This window comes from Polaromonas sp. CT11-55, from assembly GCF_047303325.1.
Lineage (GTDB): Bacteria > Pseudomonadota > Gammaproteobacteria > Burkholderiales > Burkholderiaceae_C > Polaromonas.
The window spans coordinates 1-18,753 of record NZ_JBKBEX010000030.1 but is presented as its reverse complement, the minus strand read 5'-3'; the positions used below and the strand labels follow the sequence as shown (position 1 = coordinate 18,753).

At 66.5% G+C, this 18,753-nt stretch carries 13 protein-coding genes; 7 read left to right on the top strand and 6 right to left on the bottom strand.

What is annotated here, in order from left to right; genetic code table 11:
• Positions 1-173 precede the first annotated feature (173 nt).
• The 5 genes from ACEN8I_RS21005 to ACEN8I_RS20985 all read left to right on the top strand — a co-directional run bounded on the left by ACEN8I_RS21005 (position 174) and on the right by ACEN8I_RS20985 (position 7,770).
• Entirely contained in the window at positions 174-857 is a 684-nt protein-coding gene (locus tag ACEN8I_RS21005) for an IclR family transcriptional regulator (RefSeq protein ID WP_413330561.1), read from the top strand.
• 92 nt (positions 858-949) lie between these two features.
• Positions 950-2,164 carry an alpha-hydroxy acid oxidase gene (locus ACEN8I_RS21000; protein WP_413330560.1) on the top strand — a complete coding sequence of 405 codons (1,215 nt, stop codon included), beginning with the start codon at positions 950-952 and terminating at the stop codon, positions 2,162-2,164.
• 173 nt (positions 2,165-2,337) lie between these two features.
• Entirely contained in the window at positions 2,338-3,162 is an 825-nt protein-coding gene (gene imuA / locus ACEN8I_RS20995; protein ID WP_413330559.1) for a translesion DNA synthesis-associated protein ImuA, read from the top strand.
• On the top strand, positions 3,122-4,585 hold the full coding sequence (locus ACEN8I_RS20990) for a Y-family DNA polymerase (protein ID WP_413330558.1): 1,464 nt from the start codon (positions 3,122-3,124) through the stop codon (positions 4,583-4,585). Before imuA ends, ACEN8I_RS20990 begins: the two co-directional genes overlap by 41 nt.
• Positions 4,586-4,596: 11 nt before the next feature.
• The gene (locus ACEN8I_RS20985; RefSeq protein ID WP_413330557.1) at positions 4,597-7,770 is read left to right on the top strand and encodes an error-prone DNA polymerase; all 3,174 of its coding nucleotides are present in this window, start codon (positions 4,597-4,599) and stop codon (positions 7,768-7,770) included.
• Here ACEN8I_RS20985 and ACEN8I_RS20980 read toward each other — a convergent pair.
• The 6 genes from ACEN8I_RS20980 to argA form a co-directional block, all read right to left on the bottom strand.
• Positions 7,764-8,441 (bottom strand): phosphoribosyltransferase, encoded by a 678-nt coding sequence (locus ACEN8I_RS20980; RefSeq protein ID WP_413330556.1) that lies wholly within the window; start codon positions 8,439-8,441, stop codon positions 7,764-7,766. The genes ACEN8I_RS20985 and ACEN8I_RS20980 overlap by 7 nt on opposite strands.
• A 116-nt stretch (positions 8,442-8,557) precedes the next feature.
• Positions 8,558-9,037 (bottom strand): response regulator, encoded by a 480-nt coding sequence (locus ACEN8I_RS20975; RefSeq protein ID WP_413330555.1) that lies wholly within the window; start codon positions 9,035-9,037, stop codon positions 8,558-8,560.
• Positions 9,034-10,740 carry an ATP-binding protein gene (locus tag ACEN8I_RS20970; RefSeq protein WP_413330554.1) on the bottom strand — a complete coding sequence of 569 codons (1,707 nt, stop codon included), beginning with the start codon at positions 10,738-10,740 and terminating at the stop codon, positions 9,034-9,036. Before ACEN8I_RS20970 ends, ACEN8I_RS20975 begins: the two co-directional genes overlap by 4 nt.
• Positions 10,741-10,920: 180 nt before the next feature.
• Positions 10,921-11,553 (bottom strand): LysE family translocator, encoded by a 633-nt coding sequence (locus ACEN8I_RS20965; protein WP_413330553.1) that lies wholly within the window; start codon positions 11,551-11,553, stop codon positions 10,921-10,923.
• Complete coding sequence (locus ACEN8I_RS20960) at positions 11,550-11,798, bottom strand: DUF1272 domain-containing protein (protein WP_413330552.1); 249 nt, start codon at positions 11,796-11,798, stop codon at positions 11,550-11,552. The genes ACEN8I_RS20965 and ACEN8I_RS20960 overlap by 4 nt, the downstream gene beginning before the upstream one ends.
• 72 nt (positions 11,799-11,870) lie before the next feature.
• Positions 11,871-13,220: an amino-acid N-acetyltransferase gene (gene argA / locus ACEN8I_RS20955; RefSeq protein WP_007865306.1), complete on the bottom strand. Its 1,350-nt coding sequence runs from the start codon at positions 13,218-13,220 to the stop codon at positions 11,871-11,873.
• A 202-nt stretch (positions 13,221-13,422) separates the two neighbouring features.
• Here argA and ACEN8I_RS20950 point away from each other — a divergent pair, with 202 nt between their 5' ends.
• Both ACEN8I_RS20950 and hrpA read left to right on the top strand, forming a co-directional pair.
• Positions 13,423-14,643 carry a GGDEF domain-containing protein gene (locus tag ACEN8I_RS20950; protein WP_413330551.1) on the top strand — a complete coding sequence of 407 codons (1,221 nt, stop codon included), beginning with the start codon at positions 13,423-13,425 and terminating at the stop codon, positions 14,641-14,643.
• Between the two features lie 101 nt (positions 14,644-14,744).
• Positions 14,745-18,632, top strand: coding sequence for an ATP-dependent RNA helicase HrpA (gene hrpA / locus ACEN8I_RS20945; protein WP_413330550.1), 3,888 nt, complete (start codon positions 14,745-14,747; stop codon positions 18,630-18,632).
• Positions 18,633-18,753: the final 121 nt, after the last annotated feature.

The following is an 18,753-nucleotide window of genomic DNA, read 5'->3' as shown; positions in this document are numbered from 1 at the left end:
TCGAAACAAAAACAACGCGTTACGCTCCGCGAAACAATCATCCTCACCCCATGGCCCCTAGAGCATCCGCCCCGAGCACCGGTGCCTCGACTCCAAAGCGCTCTTCTTCAAGAGGCCTCGCGGACATCGAGCAGGCCCCGGGACGGGATCATGTCCACGCGGTTGTCCGGGCCATGTCCTTGCTCAAGGCCTTCGACGATGGCGACAAGGTGTTCCTGTCGCTGACGGAACTGGCGCGCCGCACCGGCATGCACAAGCCCACCGCCCTGCGGCTGGCACGCACGCTCGCGCTGTCCCGTTTTATGGTGCAGCGCGACGACGGTGCATGGCGACTGGGGCCCGCGGCCGGATGGCTGGGCTCGCGCTACCAGGCTCAATTCGATGTCGGATCCGTCATCGAACCCATCCTGGTTCGACTGGCCGCGGACACCGGTGAAAGCGCTTCTTTCTACGTGCACGAAGGTAATCTTCGCAGCTGCCTGATGCGTTGCGACGGCCCCAATGCCAGGCCCGACCATCCCCGCTCCGGCGAGCTGCTGCCCCTGGAACTGGGAGCGCCGGGCAGGGCAATTCTGGCGGCACTCGGTGAGCCCGGCGACCTCTACGAACGTATTCGCCGGCGTGGCTACCACTGGGCACGCGCAGAACGCTCAACGGGCGCGGCCGCTGTGGCCGCCGCCGTACGCGGCGAAAAGGGCACGGTACTCGGGGCCGTCAGCACCTCGGGGCCTGTCGAGCGATTGACACCGGCCGTTCTCCGAGGGCTGGCTCCCGTCACGATGGCCGCCGCGCGGCAACTGGGTTTGGCGCTGGGCGGGGTTTCAACGACGGCGCTGCGCGCTACATGGCATCCATGATGTTACGCACTGCGTAACCCATTGCCGTCACCTGTCGTCTGAATTCCAATTCGCGCAGGCCTGGATCGCTGCAGGCATCCGAAGGAATTCCGATGACAACAACTCCACATCGACAGCAGCTGGGCCCTGCACCGAACGCCCGACGCCAGCTGCCTCCCCGGCTTCGAAGCATTCTTTCGCTGGGGGACCTGGAGCCCGCGGCACGCCGCGTCCTGCCTCGTCCGATCTTCGGCTACCTGCAAGGCGGTGTTGAAGACAACGTGACGCTGCAGGCGAACGGCGCGGCGTTCAGGAAATGGATGTTCCGCACCAGTGTGTTGGTGAATGTCTCAGCGCGCGAGCAGCGCACCACGTTGATGGGGCAGACCTACAGTTCACCCTTCGGTGTGGCGCCCATGGGCCTGTGTGCGCTGTTTGCCTTCGACGGCGATGTGGCGATCGCCAGCGCCGCCGAAGCCGCGGGCATACCTTTTGTCCTGAGCGGCGCGTCGCTGACCCGCATGGAACGGGTGGCGCAGGCCGCTCCCACCTGCGGCTGGTTCCAGGCCTACATTCCGGGAGAGGCCGGGCACATCGAAGGACTTGTGAACCGCGTGGAGGCGGCCGGCTTCAAGACCCTGGTCGTGACGGTCGATACGGCGACGCTGGCCAATCGGGAAAACAACGTCCGCGTCGGCTTCTCCACACCGCTGCGGCCAAGCCTGCGCCTGGCCTGGGACGGCATGGTACGCCCACGCTGGCTTGTGGGCACCCTGGTCCGCACGCTGGTCGAGCATGGAGTGCCTTACTTCGAGAATGCGGGGGCAGGGCGCGGCGCGCCCATCATCTCCGGCAACGCCGTGCGGCAATTTGGCATGCGCGACCACCTGAACTGGGAACACCTGGCGCTCATCCGCCGGCGTTGGCGGGGCAAGCTGGTCATCAAAGGCCTGACGTCCGCGGCTGATGTCCAGCGCGCGGAGCAGGCGGGGGCGGACGGTGTGATCCTGTCCAACCACGGAGGACGCCAACTGGATGGAACAGTGCCCCCGATGCTGGTGCTTCAAGAGGCTGCCAGGGTCAAGGGTGGGATGGCGTTGATGATCGACAGCGGCATCCGCCGCGGCACCGATGTCTTGAAAGCCTTGGCGCTCGGGGCCGACCATGTATTCGTGGGCCGCCCCATGGCCTATGCCGCCGCAGTGGGTGGCCAGGCGGGTGTCAGCCACGCGATCGGGCTGCTGAGGGACGAAGTTCACAGGGACATGGCGCTTCTTGGCGTAAAGACTTTGAAGGAGCTGGGCCAAGGGCACTTGGTCGCGGTGTAGGGCAATGCCAAGGCCGGTCCGGCCTTGGCAAAAAAGGTCGGTCTGCATCGCGTGCGCCGGCATCCCATCTCGACGTCCGACACGGGAACTCGGTTTTAGGTTTTAGGGCTGACACGGGATGGTTTCCATGATACTGTATGCATGTACAGTATTTGCCTTGTTGACCTCTCGCCATGCTTTCTCCAACCCCCGCAGCCCGCGCCTTGCCGGACTTCGCCAACGCCCATGTATGGCGCGCCGGCGAGCTTGGCGGCGCGAGTGTGCAAACCATTGCCACCGGCCATGCGGCGCTGGACGCCGCGCTGCCCGGTGGCGGCTGGCCGCGGGGGGCCTTGATCGAGTTGCTGCAGCCGCAGGCCGGGGTGCATGAATGGGGCCTGGTGGCGCCGGCCCTGGCGGCCCTGCAGGCCCAGGCCCGTGAATTGACGGTGCTGGTGGGCGCGCCCTGGCTGCCATTCGGCCCGGCGCTGGGCGCGCGATCCCTGGACATGCGGCGCCTGCTCAGCATAGACGGCCGGCCTGGCGATGCGCCCTCGCTGCTGTGGGCCACGCGCGAGGCCCTGCAATGCGCCGACGTGCACAGCGTGCTGGCCTGGTTGCCCGATGCGCGCAGCGCGCACCTGCGCCGCCTGCAGATCGCAGCCCATGCGCACCACAAGCTGCTGTTTGTGTTCCGGCCTTTGCGGGCGCAGCAGGAATCCTCGCCCGCGCCGCTGCGTTTACGGCTGGAGGGCGCGGCCCATGAGGCGGGCGTCTTGCGGGTCGATGTGTTCAAGCGGCGCGGCCCGCCGCTGGCCGCGCCGCTGCTGCTGGACACCCGGCCGGCCCGCTTGGCCGCGCTGCTGGCGGCCAGCCGCGAAAGGGTGCGGCGCCAGCGCGAGGAAGCCGGTATCCCGGTGCCCCTGCTGCTGCCTTCGCTGGTGTCGCTTCCCCTTACTTCACCCCAGAGTCCCATCCATGCGTTGCTGGATCGCATTGCGCATCTCGACCACCACTGAGGCGGGCCAGCCGGCTTGTCCGATGGATGCCGCCACGCTGCGGCAGGCGGCGGCCAGCCTGGCGCTGGGCCTGACGCCGCGCGTGGCGCTGGTCGACGAAGCCGTGCTGATGGACGTGACCGGCAGCCTGCGCCTCTTTGGCGGGCTGGCGCGGCTGATGCAGTTGCTGGCGCAGCGCCTGGAAGCTTTTTTTGGCGAGAACGGGCTGCAAGCCGAAGTCCAGCGCGCGCAGGGCGCGACCTCGCTGATCGCGCTGGGCCGCTTGCGTGTGCTGGGCGAGGGTGGGGCCGCCGTCAAAAAACGCGTGGCCGAACTACCCATGCACACGCTGACGGCCGCCCGCCCGCACCTGGGTGTGCTCGAGCGCATAGGCTGCCGGACCTGGGATGACCTGCTGCGCCTGCCGCGCGACGGCGTGGCGCGGCGCTTCGGCGCGGAACTGCTGCAGGCGCTGGACCGCGCTCGCGGCAGCGCACCCGACGACTACGAGTGGCTGCTGCTGCCCGAGCACTTCGAGGAAAAGCTCGAGCTCAACGCGCTGGTGACCCACGCCCCCGCGCTGATGGCCGGCGTGGAGCGGCTGCTGGTGCAGCTGCACGCCTGGCTGCTGGGCCGGCAAAGCGGGCTCAGCGCCCTGAAAATCACCTGGCACCTGGACAAGCGCCGCGACGTGCCGCCCACGGGCGAGCTCGAAGTGCGCACGGCCCAGCCCGCGCAGGATTTGCGTCATGTGGCGCGCCTGATATCGGAACACCTGGTGCAGCAAAAGCTGCCGGCGCCGGTGCACAGCCTGACTTTGCAATCGCTGGCCACCGAGCTGCTGTCCGACGCGGCCGCCGCCACTGGCAGCCTGCTGATGGAAACGCGCCAGCAGGGCGACGGCGTGGTGGAACTGGTCGAGCGCCTGAGCGCCCGCCTGGGCGATGCGCGGGTGCGGGCCTGGCAGCCTTGCGCCGACCACAGGCCCGAGCTGATGCAGCGCTGGGTGCCGGCCAGGGGCGTGATTGCATCGATCAGCGCGCAGCTCTATCCCGCCCGGCCTGGCCGCAAGCGTGCAAAGGGTTCAAAGACGGCTTCCAGCAGCCCACCCCCGGAAGTCAAGACCGAAGCCTTGTACCCGGCCTGGTTGCTGCCCGAGCCCATCAAGCTGGCCGCCGCCGGCAACAACCCGGTTTACCAGGGCCCGCTGCGCCGCCTGGCCGGGCCGCAGCGGCTGGAGGCCGCCGAATGGCTGCTGGCGGGCAGCGAGGCCGCGCGCCAGCAGCCATTCAGCGGCCTCAGCGCAAAACCGTGGGCGCTGCGCGACTATTTCATTTACCGGACCCAGCAGGGCGGCCTGCTCTGGATTTACAGCGAGCGCCTGGGCGCAACGCCCGAGGGCGCGCGGCAGCGCGCCTGGTATTTGCACGGTTTTTTTGCCTGAGGCCAGCCGCCATGTCCACCCACGCGCTGCCCGATTACGCCGAGCTGCATGCCCTGAGCAACTTCAGCTTCCAGCGCGGCGCCTCGCATGCCGACGAGCTGGCCGAGCGGGCGGCCGAGCTGGGCTACAAGGCGCTGGCCGTCACCGATGAATGTTCGGTCGCCGGCGTCGTGAAGGCGCATGAGGCGGCCCGGGCGCACGGACTCAAGCTGCTGCCGGGGGCTGAGTTCCTGGTGCAGGCTGCTGATGCCTTCAGGCTGGTGGTGCTGCCCCACAACGCGGCGGGCTGGGGCAACCTCTGCGAGTTCATCACCGAGGCGTGCCGGGCCGGCGACGAGATCGAGAAGGGTCGCTACCGCGTCGCGCTCGGTGAAACCGATTTTTCGCGGCTGGTCGATTGTGAAATCCTGCTCTCGCCCCTGCCCGAAGCCATCCATGTGCAGGCGCTGGGCGCGCACGCCGCCTGGGCGCTGCGGCTGTTCGGCGCGCGCGCCTGGCTGGCCGTCGAGCTGCAGCAGGGCCTGGACGACGCGCTGCGCCTGCAGCAATTGCAGGAAGTCGCCGCGCGCACCGGCATAGGCCTGGTGGCGGCTGGCAATGTGCTGATGCACAAGCGCTCGCGCAAGCCGCTGCACGACGTGATGACGGCCATCAAGCTGGGCCGGCCGGTGCATGAATGCGGCTTTGCGCTGCAGGCCAATGCCGAGGCGCATTTGCGCCCGCGCATGCGGCTGGCCGGTATTTACCCGGCCGCGCTGCTGCGCGCCACGCTGGAGGTGGCGGCGCGCTGCAACTTCAGCCTTGACGAGATCCGCGACCTCTACCGCTATCCCCGCGACGACATGGTGCCGCCGGCCGAAACACCGGCGCGCTGGCTCAGGCGGCTGAGCTGGCAGGGGGCGCACACACGTTACCCGCAGGGCATACCTCACAAGGTCAGGCGACAGCTGGGCTTTGAACTGGCCTTGATCGAAGAACTTGAATACGAGATGTTCTTTATCACGGTGCACGACATCGTGCGTTTCGCGAGGCAGGAAAAAATCCTCTGCCAGGGGCGCGGCTCGGCCGCCAACTCGGTGGTGTGCTTCTGCCTGGGCATCACGGCCGTCAACCCGGCGGAAAGCAAGCTGCTGTTCGAGCGCTTCATCAGCCGCGAGCGCCGCGAGCCGCCCGACATCGACGTGGACTTCGAGCACGAGCGGCGCGAGGAGGTCATCCAGTACATCTACCGCAAATACGGCCACGACCGCGCCGCCATTGCCGCGACCATCATCAGCTACCGCCCGCGCAGCGCGATCCGCGACGTCGGCAAGGCGCTGGCGATAGAGCCTGAACTGGTGGACCAGTTCGCCAAGGAGCATTTCTGGTTTGACGGCAGCGAGGTGCTGCGCGAGAAAATCCGCGAGGCCGGCCTGGCGGGCCGGGAAGGGCCGGTGCTGCAGTGGCTGGACCTGTCGGCGCAGCTGATCGGTTTTCCACGCCACCTGAGCCAGCATGTGGGCGGCTTTGTGCTCACGCAGGGCAAGCTCACGCGGCTGGTGCCGGTGCAGCCGGCCTCCATGGAGGAGCGCCGCATCATCCAGTGGGACAAGGACGACCTGGAGGCCATGGGCCTGCTCAAGGTCGACGTGCTGGCGCTGGGCATGCTGTCGGCCATACGGCGCTGCCTGGCGCTGGTGAACCAGGTGCGCGGCACCACGCTGCAGATGCACGAGGTAAAGCCCGATGAGAAGACCTACGACATGATCTGCGCGGCCGACACGGTGGGCGTGTTCCAGATCGAAAGCCGCGCCCAGATGTCCATGCTGCCGCGGCTGCAGCCGCGCAGCTACTACGACCTGGTGGTCGAGGTCGCCATCGTGCGGCCCGGGCCCATCCAGGGCGGCATGGTCCACCCCTACCTGAAGAACCGCGAAGCCCAGAGGCGCGGCGAAACCATCACCCCCGAATACCCGGCGCTCAACCCGGCCCTGGAGCGCACGCTGGGCATTCCGATTTTCCAGGAGCAGGTGATGCAGATCGCGATGATCGCCGCCGACTTCACGCCCGGCGAGGCTGACGACCTGCGCCGCTCCATGGCGGCCTGGAAGCGCAAGGGCGGGGTGGAGCGTTTTCACGGCCGCCTGGTCCAGGCCATGGTCAAAAACGGCTACAGCGCTGAATTCGCCGAACGCATCTTCAGCCAGATACTGGGTTTTGGCGACTACGGTTTTCCCGAAAGCCATGCCGCCAGTTTCGCCAAGCTGGTGTACGTGAGCTGCTGGTTCAAGTGCCATGAGCCGGCCTGTTTCCTGGCGGCCATGGTCAACTCGCAGCCCATGGGGTTTTACACACCCTCGCAGCTGGTGCAGGACGCCATCCGCCACGGCGTGGAGGTGCGCGCCGTGGACGTAATGCACAGCCACTGGGACTGCACGCTGGAGCCGGGCGGTGTGCTGCTGCCCGGCACGCAGCCTGCGGTGCGCCTGGGCCTGCGCCTGGTGGCCGGCCTGCGCGAGGACGCAGCCCTGCGCCTGGTGGCGGCGCGGGCGCAAGCGCCTTTCAGTTCCACCGAAGACCTGGTGTCGCGCGCGCTGCTGGGCACGCTGGAAGTCAACGCGCTGGCCGCCGCCGATGCCTTGCTGCCCCTGTCGGGCCACCGGCGCCAGCAGGTGTGGGACGCCTCGGCCATCAAGCCGGCGCCGCGCCTGCTCAAGTCCGTGCCCACGCATGAGACCCCGCTGTCGCTGCCCGACACGCCAGAAGGCGAGAACATTTTGTTCGACTACCAGGCCACAGGCCTGACGCTGCGACGCCACCCGGTCGCGCTGCTGCGCGAGCGGCTGGCGTGCAGGGGCCTGCTGAGCGCCAGCGAACTCAACGCCTTGCCCGACGGCGAAGAAGTGGCCGGCTGCGGCATCGTCACCGTGCGCCAGCAGCCGCAAACCGCCAAGGGCACCATCTTTGTCACGCTGGAGGACGAAACCGGGCCGGTCAATGTGATCGTCTGGAAGTCGCTGCGCGAAGCCCAGCGCGCCGAACTGCTGCACTCACGCCTGCTGGCGGTCTACGGGGTGTGGCAGCGCAGTGAGGAAAGCGGCACCGCCAAAGGCTATGGCGCGGTGCGTAACCTGGTGGCGCGGCGGCTGGAAGACCTCACGCCGCTGCTGGGGCGGCTGGGCACCTCCAGCCGCGACTTTCATTGAGGCCGGCCGGCTTGCCGCGTGTGCTCCCGGTGCGCGTCGTCCAGCAACTGGCGCACTTCCTCGTCGGTGGCCTGGGGAAAGTCCACATACCACTGGCTCACGGCGCCGAAATAGTCCAGGCGGGCCGGGCAGACGACTTCCGTGCCCTGGTCTTCCAGCTCTTGGCACCCTTGTTCAGAACCGACCGGCACGGCCACCACCAGCTGCGCCGGCTGTTGCTGCCGGATCGCCAGCACGGCCGCGCGCAGGGTGGCGCCTGTGGCCAGGCCGTCGTCCACCACGATGACCGTGCGGCCCGTGATGCCGGGTGCCGGGCGCTGCCGGCGGTAAAGCTGTTCACGGCGCGCCAGCTCGGCTTCTTCCCGGGCCAGCACGGCGGCCACCGCCTGCGGCTGCGGCGCGGCGCCGGGCGGCGGGTTCATCACCCGCACACCGCCGCTGGCGATGGCGCCCATGGCGTATTCCTCATGCCCCGGATAACCGAGCTTGCGCACCACAAAGACGTCCAGCGGCGCTTCGAGTTCCCGGGCCACCTCGTACCCCACGGCCACGCCGCCGCGCGGCAAGGCCAGCACCAGCAGGCCGGGGCGGCCGCGATAAGAGGTCAGGGCGCCAGCCAGCAGGCGCCCGGCATGGACGCGGTCACGATAGGGCAGTGCGAAGTCCGTCATACGCAGGCTTCGGCAGGCTTTCAGGCCGCTAAAACGGGCCCGGCCGCCTTGCCGGAACGGTTTTATTTTCCTGCGGGAATACCGCGGCCCGCAAGAGGGCGCTGGCGTGAGGCGGCTCAGCGCTGGTGTGCTTCGCCGGTCTCCACACTGCCCTGCTGCAGGGCATGCTCCAGCAGCTTGCTGTAGTTTGCGAGCTTTCTGTACAGCAGGCGCACTTCCAGCATGTTGTGGATGCGCGTCTTGACTTCCACCAGGTCAAAGGGCTTGCTGATGAAGTCCTTGGCGCCGGTTTCCAGGGCGCGCAGCTTATGGGCCGGCTCCGCGGTCAGCACGATGACGGGCAGGTAGTTGTCGCGGCTGTTCTTCTTGAGTTCCTGCATGACCTGGAAGCCGTCCATGCCCGGCATTTTCAGGTCCAGCAGGATCAGGTCGTAATGGTGCTCGGCGTGCAGCCCGGCGACTTCCTGCGGGTTCATGGTGGCGCTGACGCGGGTGTAACCGGTCTCGCCGAGCAGTTGCCTGAGCAGTTGCACGTTCACGGGCTGGTCGTCCACGACCAGGATGCTTGCATTGAGGATGTCGAATTCGGTGTTCATGGCGTGGTTTCCCCGGCCGCAAGGCGGTCGGTCCTGGCTTTGGCCAGGGAGAGCATCAAGTTCAGCGTTTCCATGAACTCGTTGATCTTGATGGGTTTGGTGAGGTAACGAAAGAAGCCGGCCCGCAGGCCTTTTTCAATGTCGCGGGGCATGGCATTGGCGCTGAGGGCCACGACCGGGATGTGTTTCGTCAAAGGGTCTTCCGACAGGATCTTCATGGCCGTGATGCCGCTGATGCCGGGAAGGTTGATGTCCATCAGGATGAAGTCCGGCAGCGCGGCCTTGGCGATGGCGATGCCGCTGATTCCGTCGCGCGCGGACAGCAGGCGAAAGTCCGGGCGCCTGGCGATCAGGTCCTCCACCAGCATCAGGTTGGCCGGGTTGTCCTCGACGTACAGCACGGTGCAGGTTTGCGGGTTCGCGGGCGCGGGCGCGGCAAGCCCGATCGCGAGATTGAGCAGTTCCGGCGAAAATTTCTGCTCGGCGGTGACGTTCATTTCAATCCAGAACATGCTGCCCTTGCCGATCGTGCTTTCCACGCCGATCACGCCGCCCATCAGTTCGACCAGCCGCTTGGTCATGACCAGGCCAATGCCCGTGCCCTGTTCGGTGCTGGCTTCCTGCCCGAGGCGGTTAAAGGGCTGGAAGAGCTGTTCTATCTTCTCGGGCATCAGGCCTTCGCCGGTGTCTTCCACGCAGATGCGTATGCGCCCGGGCGGGGTGTCGACGCACCTGAGCGTCACCTTGCCGCGTTCGGTGTTGTATTTGATGGCATTGGTCAGCAGGTTGATCAGCACCTGCTTGAGCCGCGTGCGGTCCGCATTGACAAAGAGGGGCGAGGTGAACGCTGGAAAGCTCACACTGATGCCGCGCTTTTCGGCCTGCGACTCGATCATGGTCTCGCACTCGTGCATGACTTCGGCCAGCGACACCGGCTCCAGCGACAGCGACAGCTTGCCGGACTCGATCAGTGCCAGGTCCAGGATCTCGTTGATCAGGTCCAGCAAATACCAGCCGGCCTGCAAGATCTGGTCCACGCTGCGCTTTTGCGAGGGCGTGGGTACCGGCGTGCCGGACTCTATCAGCTGCGCGAAGCCCAGAATGGCGCTGAGTGGCGTGCGCAGTTCGTGGCTCATGCTGGAGAGGAAGTCCGATTTGGCGAGGTTGGCCTTCTCGGCCACCGCCATGGCTTCCTTCAGAGCGATCTCGACCTGCTTGCGCACCGAGTTGTCGGTGCCTATCAGCAGGTAGCCGATGATGGTGCCGAAGTCGTCGCGCAGGGCGGTGATGGACACGATGGCCGGAAAGCGGCTGCCGTCCTTGCAGATGTAGGTCAGCTCGTAAATATCTTCAATGCCGCGCGAGGCCTTGAAGGCCAGGGCCTCGAAGCCCGGCGTGATGGGGGTGGCGAGCTCCAGGCTCAGCGCCTGCGCGCGCGCCATCACTTCCTGCGGGTCGTGGATGTCGCTGGGGTTGATTTTGTTGACGACCTCGGCTGCCATATAGCCCAGCATGCGCTCGGCGCCGACGTTGAAGAGCTGGATGATGCCTTTTTCATCGGTCGCGATGATGGAGAAGTTTTCGCTCGTCAGGATGGCTGTCTGCAGCGCACCCGTCTTGAGCAGCGCTTCCTGGCGCCGGACCTCTATGCCGTCGGCTTTGGCGAGCGCCTCAAGGGCGCTCAGGCTGGTAATGGGTGACATGGGCCATGTTCTCTGTGAAAGTAACGACGATGCCGCGAGGCGCCGGCTGTGGGGCGGCGCGTCCAGGATCCTGGCCGGGGAGGGGGTGAAGTCCTTGGAAAGACTCCGGGAGTATGAGGGGTCGGGCCTTGAGCTGTCTGTTCGGCAGCGCACATAGGGGCCGCCCGGGCCCCGCAATGGCTAGCTGTTTGCCCGCCGGTAGAAGGCCAGCGAGCCGGCCAGCGCCAGCAGCGCGCCGCCGCAGGCGCGGTCCATCCAGCGCGTGGCCGAGGCCTTGAGCAGGCGTATCGCGCGCGCGCCCACAAAGGCGTAGGCGAACATGACGGAAAAATCGATGCCCGCGAACACCAGTGCAATCGCGAGGTACTGCGGCGCCTGGGCGGCGGCCGGGTCTATGAATTGCGGCAGCAGGGCCGAGCAGAACAGGTAGCCCTTGGGATTGGTCACCGCCACCAGGAAGGACTTCATGAAAATCGCGCGGCTGCCGTGCTGCGTGCCGCCGGCGCCTTCGGCGGGAATTTCAAAGCCGCCGCGCGAGCGCAGCAGGCGAATGCCCAGCCAGGCCAGGTAGGCCGCGCCGGCCCACTTGAGCACCGAAAACCAGAACTCGGAGGCGGCCAGCAGCGCGCCCAGGCCCAGGGCCACCGCGCCCACCAGCACAAAATCGGACAGCACCGCGCCCAGCATGCCGGGCACGGAGCGGCGCACGCCGTAGCGCGAGCCGTTGGCCAGCGCCAGCAGCACTGTGGGGCCGGGCGTGGCGATGGCCACCAGTGCGACGACGGAAAACAGCAGCAAGGTGGTGGTGTTCATGCGGCGGCTCCGCAGCCTTGGGGCTTGTAGACGCGCTCGGTCGAGGGCGGGTATTTCGCGAGAAGGCGCTCGGGGCGGCTGGGCCGCACCGTGAAGCCGCCGCCGCAGTTGGGGCAAACGCCCTTGAGCCGGGTGTCGGCGCAGTCGGCGCAAAACGTGCATTCAAAGGTGCAGATGCGTGCCTCGGCCGACTCGTTGGGCAAGTCCTTGTTGCAGCATTCGCAGTTGGGGCGCATTTGGAGCATGTGAGATCCTGTTGGACGTGGGGATTGACCCGATGCTAAAGAAAAACCCCTGCGAGGGAAACCCCGGGCGGGTCAGGACAGCTTCTTGACCAGCACCTGGCTCTTGCGGTCCCAGTTGTACTTGCGCTTGCGGCCTTCAGGCAGCCAGTCCGGGTCCACCTGCACAAAACCGCGCTTGATGAACCAGTGCATGGTGCGGGTGGTCAGCACGAAGATGCTTTGCAGGCCGGCCGCGCGGGCGCGCTGCTCTATGCGTTTGAGGATTTTCTCGCCGTCACCCTGGCCCTGGCTTTGCGGCGAGACGGTGAGCGCCGCCATTTCAGCCGTTTTGGCTTCGGGGTAGGGGTAGAGCGCCGCGCAGGCGAAGATCACGCCGTCGTGCTCGATGATGCTGTAGTTGGCGGCGTCGCGCTCGATCTCGGTGCGGCTGCGTTTGACCAGGGTGCCGTCGTTTTCAAAGGGCTCTATCAGCTGCAGAATGCCGCCCACGTCGTCCCCGGTGGCTTCGCGCAGCTCTTCGAGCTTTTCATCGACCACCATGGTGCCTATGCCGTCGTGCACATAGATTTCCAGCAGCAACGAGCCGTCCACCGCAAAGGGCAGGATGTGGCTGCGCTCCACGCCGGCCTTGCAGGCCTTGACGCAGTGCTGCAGGTAAAAGCCCGTGTCGGTGGGGCGCTCGCCGTTGGGCAGGGTAGCCAGCAGTTTTTCGGCGGCGGCCAGCGGCAGCTCGGTGTCTATGGGGTTGTCCTCGCTCTCGGGCTGGTCGTGATGTATGCGTATGCCCGGAATCTCGGTCAGGAAGATCAGCTTGTCGGCCTGCATGGCGATGGCCACCGAGGTGGCGACCTCTTCCATGGTCAGGTTGAAAGCCTCACCGGTGGGCGAGAAGCCGAAAGGCGAGAGCAGCACCATGGCGCCGAAATCCAGCACCCGGCCTATGGCGGCGGTGTCCACCTTGCGCACCAGGCCCGAATGCTTGAAGTCCACGCCGTCCAGGATGCCGACAGGCCGCGCGGTGATGAAGTTGCCCGAAATCACCCGCACCGTGGAGCCGGCCATGGGGGTGTTGGGCAAGCCCTGGCTGAAAGCCGCCTCGATTTCATAACGCAGCTGGCCGGCGGCCTCCTGGGCGCTGTCGAGGGCGACCTCGTCGGTGATGCGCATGCCGTGCGAGTATTTGGCCGTGTGGCCCTTGGCCTTGAGCTGCTCATTGACCTGCGGGCGAAAGCCGTGCACCAGCACGATCTTCACGCCCATGCTCTGAATCAGCGCCAGGTCCTGGGCGATGTGCTGCAGCTTGCCGGCGGCGATGGCCTCGCCGGCCAGGCCCACCACAAAGGTCTTGCCGCGGTGCGTGTGGATGTAGGGCGCGACCGAGCGGAACCAGGGCACAAAGGTGAAATTGAAGACGGCGGACATGGGCGCGCTTTCGGGTCGTAAAGGGCAGGGCGGAAGCAGCCGGGGGCGGGGCGGCCGCAGGGCAAGGCACTGCTTTTCCCGGCAAACGAAAAAGTCCAGTGAGTGTAAGGGAGACGCGGCCGGCCCGGGGACTTCGGGGGCGGCCGGCCTACGCCTTATAGGGCTTGGCGAACAGGGTGGGGCAGGTTATGGTCAGGGGGTCATGGATAAATATGCGATCGGGTTCTGGGGCTGCTATTTCGGCTCGGCCGGCCTGATGCTGGCCGGTTCGGTGTTTGCCTATATCCGGTCCCTGCGGCGCATTGCCGTCAACGCCGCCGCCTCGGCCCTGGCTTCGACCTTTTTCGTGGCGGCCTTCCTGGGCGCCCTGCCCATAGGCGACGCCGACACGCTGGACCGCTTCCTGGCCCATGTGGCCAGCCTGGTGTCGGTTTTGCTGGCCTACCTGCTGTTCTCCATCCTGGGCATTTTGCGCAGCCCTTCGTCCCGGCGGCGCGCCTTGCTGCTGCTGGCGGCCGTCGCTGCCCTGGTCATTGCGCTGGGCTGGGCCGTAAGTCCGCAGCAGTCCCTGATGCTGAGCCTGGCCGGGGCCGCGCTGATGGGTTTTGTGGCGCTGGCCCTGAGTCTGCGCAGCGCCTTGCGCGGCGATCGCCTGGCCTGGGTGGCGGTGGCGGGCGTGATTTTTATGCTGATGGCCATTGCGGGCCTGAGCTGGGCGGCGCTGGACCGCGCCCACGTGCCCTGGCAGGCCCACGCCGTCAGCGCACTGGCGGGCACGGCCTACCTGACCACCATGGCTTCCGTGCTGTGGATACGCTATTCCTACCTGATCGAGTTGAACCAGGCCATGGCCTACGGCCCCAGCTATGACCCTGTCACCCGCATGCGCTCCAACAGCGAAACCAACAACATGGTGAACGGGGCTTTCAGGGATTACCGCGACAAGCCGGTGCCGCTGGGTGTCATCGTGGTGTCCATCGCCAACCTGTATGTGCTCGAAAAACTCTACGGCCTGGCGGCCGTCAACCATGCGCTGTTTGTCTGCGCCGGGCGCCTGCGGCGCGCAGTGCCGGCTCATGTGGAGATGGGGCGGCTGGGCGAGGACGGCTTTTTGCTGTTGATGCGAAACTGTCACGACAGCGGCGACCTGATCCACCTGGCACGCCGCGTCCAGGCCGCCCTGACGCGCACTGTGACGCTCAATACCAGTCTGGAAGCCGGCACCGGGGCCGGCCAGCAAACGCCCTGGGCGGCGGAGGTCGGGCTCGGCGTGCTGCGGGTGTCCAAAACCGACGCGCGCGCCTCCTCGGCGGTGGGTTTGGGGCGCGGCATGTCGCGCGCGGCGATGGGCTATCCCAGCCGCATCGCCTGGTTTGACGAAACCAGCGGGGAAATCGTCGACATGCCGGTGCTGGCGGCCTGAGCCGGTGCCGCGCTCCCCCGGCGCGCGGGGCCTTACGGAAGCGCCGATAATTGGCGGCTTTGGCCGTCCCGGCCTCGCGGCATTCCTTACGGCTCTTTCCTTTGTCCCCAGTTTTGACTCCCCTCGCCATCACCTTTCCCGAATCGCTGCCCGTCTCCGGCAAGCGCGATGAGATCACCGCCGCCATGGCGGCCCACCAGGTCGTCATCGTCTGCGGCGAGACCGGCTCGGGCAAGACCACGCAGTTGCCCAAGATCGCGCTGGCCATGGGGCGCGGCAAGCTCAACTACCCGCCGGGGCAGGGCCGGCTCATAGGCCACACCCAGCCGCGGCGCATCGCCGCCTCCAGTGTGGCCAAGCGCATCGCCGAGGAACTGAAGACCCCGCTGGGCGAGGTGGTGGGCTACAAGGTGCGTTTCCAGGACCGGCTTTCGCGCGAGGCTTCCGTCAAGCTGATGACCGACGGCATCCTGCTGGCCGAGACGCAGACCGACCCGCTGCTCAAGGCCTACGACACCATCATCATCGACGAGGCCCATGAGCGCAGCCTGAACATCGACTTCCTGCTGGGCTATTTGCGCCAGTTGCTGCCGCGCCGGCCCGACCTCAAAGTGGTCATCACCTCGGCGACGATTGATGCGCAGCGTTTTGCCGATTACTTTGCATCCGCCAAAGGGCCTGCGCCGGTCATCATGGTATCGGGCCGCATGTTCCCGGTGGAGCAACGCTACCGGCCCTTTGAAGAGTCGCGCGAGCATGACCTGAACGACGCGATTGCCGACGCCGTCGACGAGCTCTGGCTGAGCCCGCACAGCGCGGGCGACATCCTGGTGTTTTTGCCCGGCGAGCGCGAGATCCGCGAGGCGGCCGACCATTTGCGCAAGCACCTGGCGCACCAGCCGCTCACGCGCAACGCCGAGGTGCTGCCGCTGTTCGCACGCCTGAGCCAGGCTGAGCAGGACCGCATTTTCGACGGTCACAGCGGCCGGCGCATCGTGCTGGCCACCAATGTGGCCGAAACCTCGCTGACCGTGCCCGGCATCCGTTATGTGATCGATGCCGGCACCGCGCGCGTCAAGCGCTACAGCTTTCGCAACAAGGTCGAGCAGCTTATGGTGGAGCCGGTGTCGCAGGCCGCGGCCAACCAGCGCGCCGGCCGCTGCGGCCGCGTGGCTGACGGCATCTGCATACGGCTGTATGACGAGAAAGACTTCCAGGGCCGCCAGCCCTTTACCGACCCGGAAATCCTGCGCAGCTCGCTGGCTTCGGTGATCCTTCGCATGAAGGCGCTGCACTTGGGCAATGTCGAGGAATTCGCCTTCATCGAGCCGCCGCAGCGCCGCGCGATTGCCGACGGCTACCAGCTGCTGGCCGAGCTGGGCGCGGTGGACGAGGACAACGAACTCACACCCGTGGGCCGTACGCTGGCCAAGCTGCCACTGGACCCGCGCGTGGGCCGCATGATCCTCGAAGCCAGGGACCGCAATGCGCTGGACGAGGTGCTGGTGATCGCCAGCGCGCTCAGCGTGCAGGACGTGCGTGACCGGCCCATGGACAAGCAGGCCCAGGCCGACCAGCAGCACGCCAAGTTCGACGACGAAAAAAGCGAGTTCAGCGGCTACCTCAAGCTCTGGAAATGGCTGGGCGATGCGCGCGGTGGCCACGGCACGGACCACAAGCTCTCGAATCGCCAGTATGAAAACCTGCTGCGCGAGAACTACGTCAACGTGCGCCGCGTGCGCGAGTGGCGCGACATCCATTCGCAGCTGCACACGGTGGTCGGCGAGCAGAAATGGGTGCTCAATGACAAGCCCGCGAGCTATGAGCAACTGCACCTGTCCATGCTCTGCGGGCTGCTCGGCAACATCGGCTGCAAGAGCGACGAGGAAGACTGGTACCTGGGCGCGCGCGGCATCAAGTTTTACCGCCATCCCGGCGCGCGCCTGAGCAAAAAACCGGGCCGCTGGATTGTGGCGGCCGAGCTGGTGGAAACCACGCGCCTGTTCGGCCGCGGCATCGCCAATATAGACCCGGCCTGGATAGAGCAGGTGGCCGGCCACCTGCTCAGCAAACAGCTGCTGGACCCGCACTGGGAGAAAAAAGCCGCCCAGGTGACGGCGCTGGAGCGTGCGACGCTCTACGGCCTGGTAGTCTACAACGGCAGGCGCGTCAATTTCGGCCGGGTCGACCCGGTCACGGCGCGCGAGATCTTCATCCGCGAGGCGCTGGTGGCCGGCAACTGGGACACCAAGCTGCCTTTCCTGGCCGCCAACCAGAAGCTGATCCAGCAGGTGCAGGACCTGGAACACAAAGCCAGGCGCCAGGACGTGCTGGTCGATGAGGAACTGATTTACGCCTTTTACGACCAGCAGTTGCCGGCCGACGTGCACAGCGGCGCGGGCTGCGAGCACTGGTACAAGGAAGAGTCCAAAAAGCAGCCGCAGCTCTTGCTGCTGACGCGCGAAGAGCTGATGCGCCATGAGGCGGCCGGCATTACCACCCAGTCCTTTCCCAAGACCCTGCGCATGGGCGGCGTGGATTGCGGGGTGACTTACCTGCACGAGCCCGGCGACGCGCGCGACGGCGTGACCGTCGAGGTACCGCTGTTCGCGCTCAACCAGGTCAACGAGGAGCGCTGCGAGTGGCTGGTGCCCGGCATGCTCAAGGACAAGGTGCAGGCGCTGATCAAGACCCTGCACCAGCGCCCGCGCTCGCGCCTGGTGCCCTTGCCCGAGACCGCCGCCCGCATGACTGAGCAACTGCTGCAACCCGAGGTCTTCGGCAGCGGCTCGCTGACCGACGCGGTGCTCAAGCTGGTGCGCGACGCGACCTCGCTGGACATCAAGCGCAACGACATGAAGCTGGACATGCTGCCGCCGCATTTGTTCATGAACTTCCGCGTGGTCGACGAGCACGGCCGGCAGTTGGGCGCGGGCCGCAATCTGGGCGCGCTCAAGGGCGAGCTGGGCTCGCAGGCGCGGGGCGCTTTCCAGGCGCTGGCTGGCCTCAAGAACCTCGCGAAAGCGCCCGAGCCGGCCGCCAATCCGGGCAAGACTCCCCCTGCCGGCAAGCCTGGCGCTCCGGCCGCGGCGGAAAAACCGGCGGTCAAGGTGGCGGAGCGCTACACGGGCTGGAGTTTTGGCGAATTGCCCGAACTCATGGAAATCCGCAAGGGTTCGCAGACACTGATAGGCTTTCCGGCGCTGATCGACCTGGGCGATGCGGTCACCATAGAGGTGTTTGACGAGCCCGATGCGGCGGCCGCCAAGCACCGCGCCGGCCTGCGCCGGCTGTTTGCGCTGCAGATCAAGGACGCGCTCAAATACCTCGAGAAAAACCTGCCAGAGTTGCAGAAAATGGCCACGGCCTACATGCTGGTGGGCCGCGCCGCCGACAATTCCGGCGGCGGCACGCTCGAGGAACTGCGTGAGCAGATCATCGAGGTTGCGCTGGACCGCGCCTTCCTGCTCGATCCGCTGCCCACCAGCGAGGGCGAGTTCAAGAAGCGCATCGAAGACGGCCGGGGCCGCCTGACCCTGATCGCCAGCGAGGTGGCCCGGCTGGCTGCGGGCATCCTCACCGAATTCGCCGCGGCCCAGCGCAAGATCAAGGACAGCAAAAACGCCGCCGAAGCCGCGGCCGACGCCGCCCAGCAATTGCAGCGCCTGGTGCCCAAGCGCTTTCTGGCGGTCACGCCTTATGCGCAGCTGCAGCATTTCGCGCGCTACCTCAAAGCCATCACCTTGCGGCTGGAAAAATGGCGCGCCGACCCGGCACGCGACGCCGCGCGCCTGGCCGAACTGCGACCGCAGGAACAGCGCTACTGGCGCCTGGTGGCCGAACGCAAGGGAGCGGTCGACGCGCGCATGCAGGAGTTCCGATGGTTGCTGGAGGAGTTGCGTGTGAGCTTTTTTGCACAGGAATTGCGCACGCCGCAACCGGTCAGTATCAAGAGGCTGGAAAAGGCCTGGGCTCAACTGAATAGTTGAGCCCAGGCCTTTCAGCGAAGGCTAACAACTGCCGAAGGCTTGTTATGCCGCAGCTAAAAAGCGTGGCAGCAGCTGAACAGTTGACGCTACGCTTTTCAGCGAAGGCTAACAACTGCCGAAG

Excerpts from the sequence above, each read along its gene's own strand:
- ACEN8I_RS20960 (WP_413330552.1), bottom strand. The coding sequence starts at position 11,798 with ATGCTCCAAATGCGCCCCAACTGCGAATGCTGCAACAAGGACTTGCCC.
- ACEN8I_RS20985 (WP_413330557.1), top strand. The coding sequence starts at position 4,597 with ATGTCCACCCACGCGCTGCCCGATTACGCCGAGCTGCATGCCCTGAGC.
- ACEN8I_RS20990 (WP_413330558.1), top strand. The coding sequence starts at position 3,122 with ATGCGTTGCTGGATCGCATTGCGCATCTCGACCACCACTGAGGCGGGC.
- imuA (WP_413330559.1), top strand. The coding sequence starts at position 2,338 with ATGCTTTCTCCAACCCCCGCAGCCCGCGCCTTGCCGGACTTCGCCAAC.
- ACEN8I_RS20950 (WP_413330551.1), top strand. The coding sequence starts at position 13,423 with ATGGATAAATATGCGATCGGGTTCTGGGGCTGCTATTTCGGCTCGGCC.
- ACEN8I_RS20965 (WP_413330553.1), bottom strand. The coding sequence starts at position 11,553 with ATGAACACCACCACCTTGCTGCTGTTTTCCGTCGTCGCACTGGTGGCC.
- argA (WP_007865306.1), bottom strand. The coding sequence starts at position 13,220 with ATGTCCGCCGTCTTCAATTTCACCTTTGTGCCCTGGTTCCGCTCGGTC.
- ACEN8I_RS20970 (WP_413330554.1), bottom strand. The coding sequence starts at position 10,740 with ATGTCACCCATTACCAGCCTGAGCGCCCTTGAGGCGCTCGCCAAAGCC.
- ACEN8I_RS21000 (WP_413330560.1), top strand. The coding sequence starts at position 950 with ATGACAACAACTCCACATCGACAGCAGCTGGGCCCTGCACCGAACGCC.
- ACEN8I_RS21005 (WP_413330561.1), top strand. The coding sequence starts at position 174 with ATGTCCTTGCTCAAGGCCTTCGACGATGGCGACAAGGTGTTCCTGTCG.
- ACEN8I_RS20980 (WP_413330556.1), bottom strand. The coding sequence starts at position 8,441 with ATGACGGACTTCGCACTGCCCTATCGTGACCGCGTCCATGCCGGGCGC.
- ACEN8I_RS20975 (WP_413330555.1), bottom strand. The coding sequence starts at position 9,037 with ATGAACACCGAATTCGACATCCTCAATGCAAGCATCCTGGTCGTGGAC.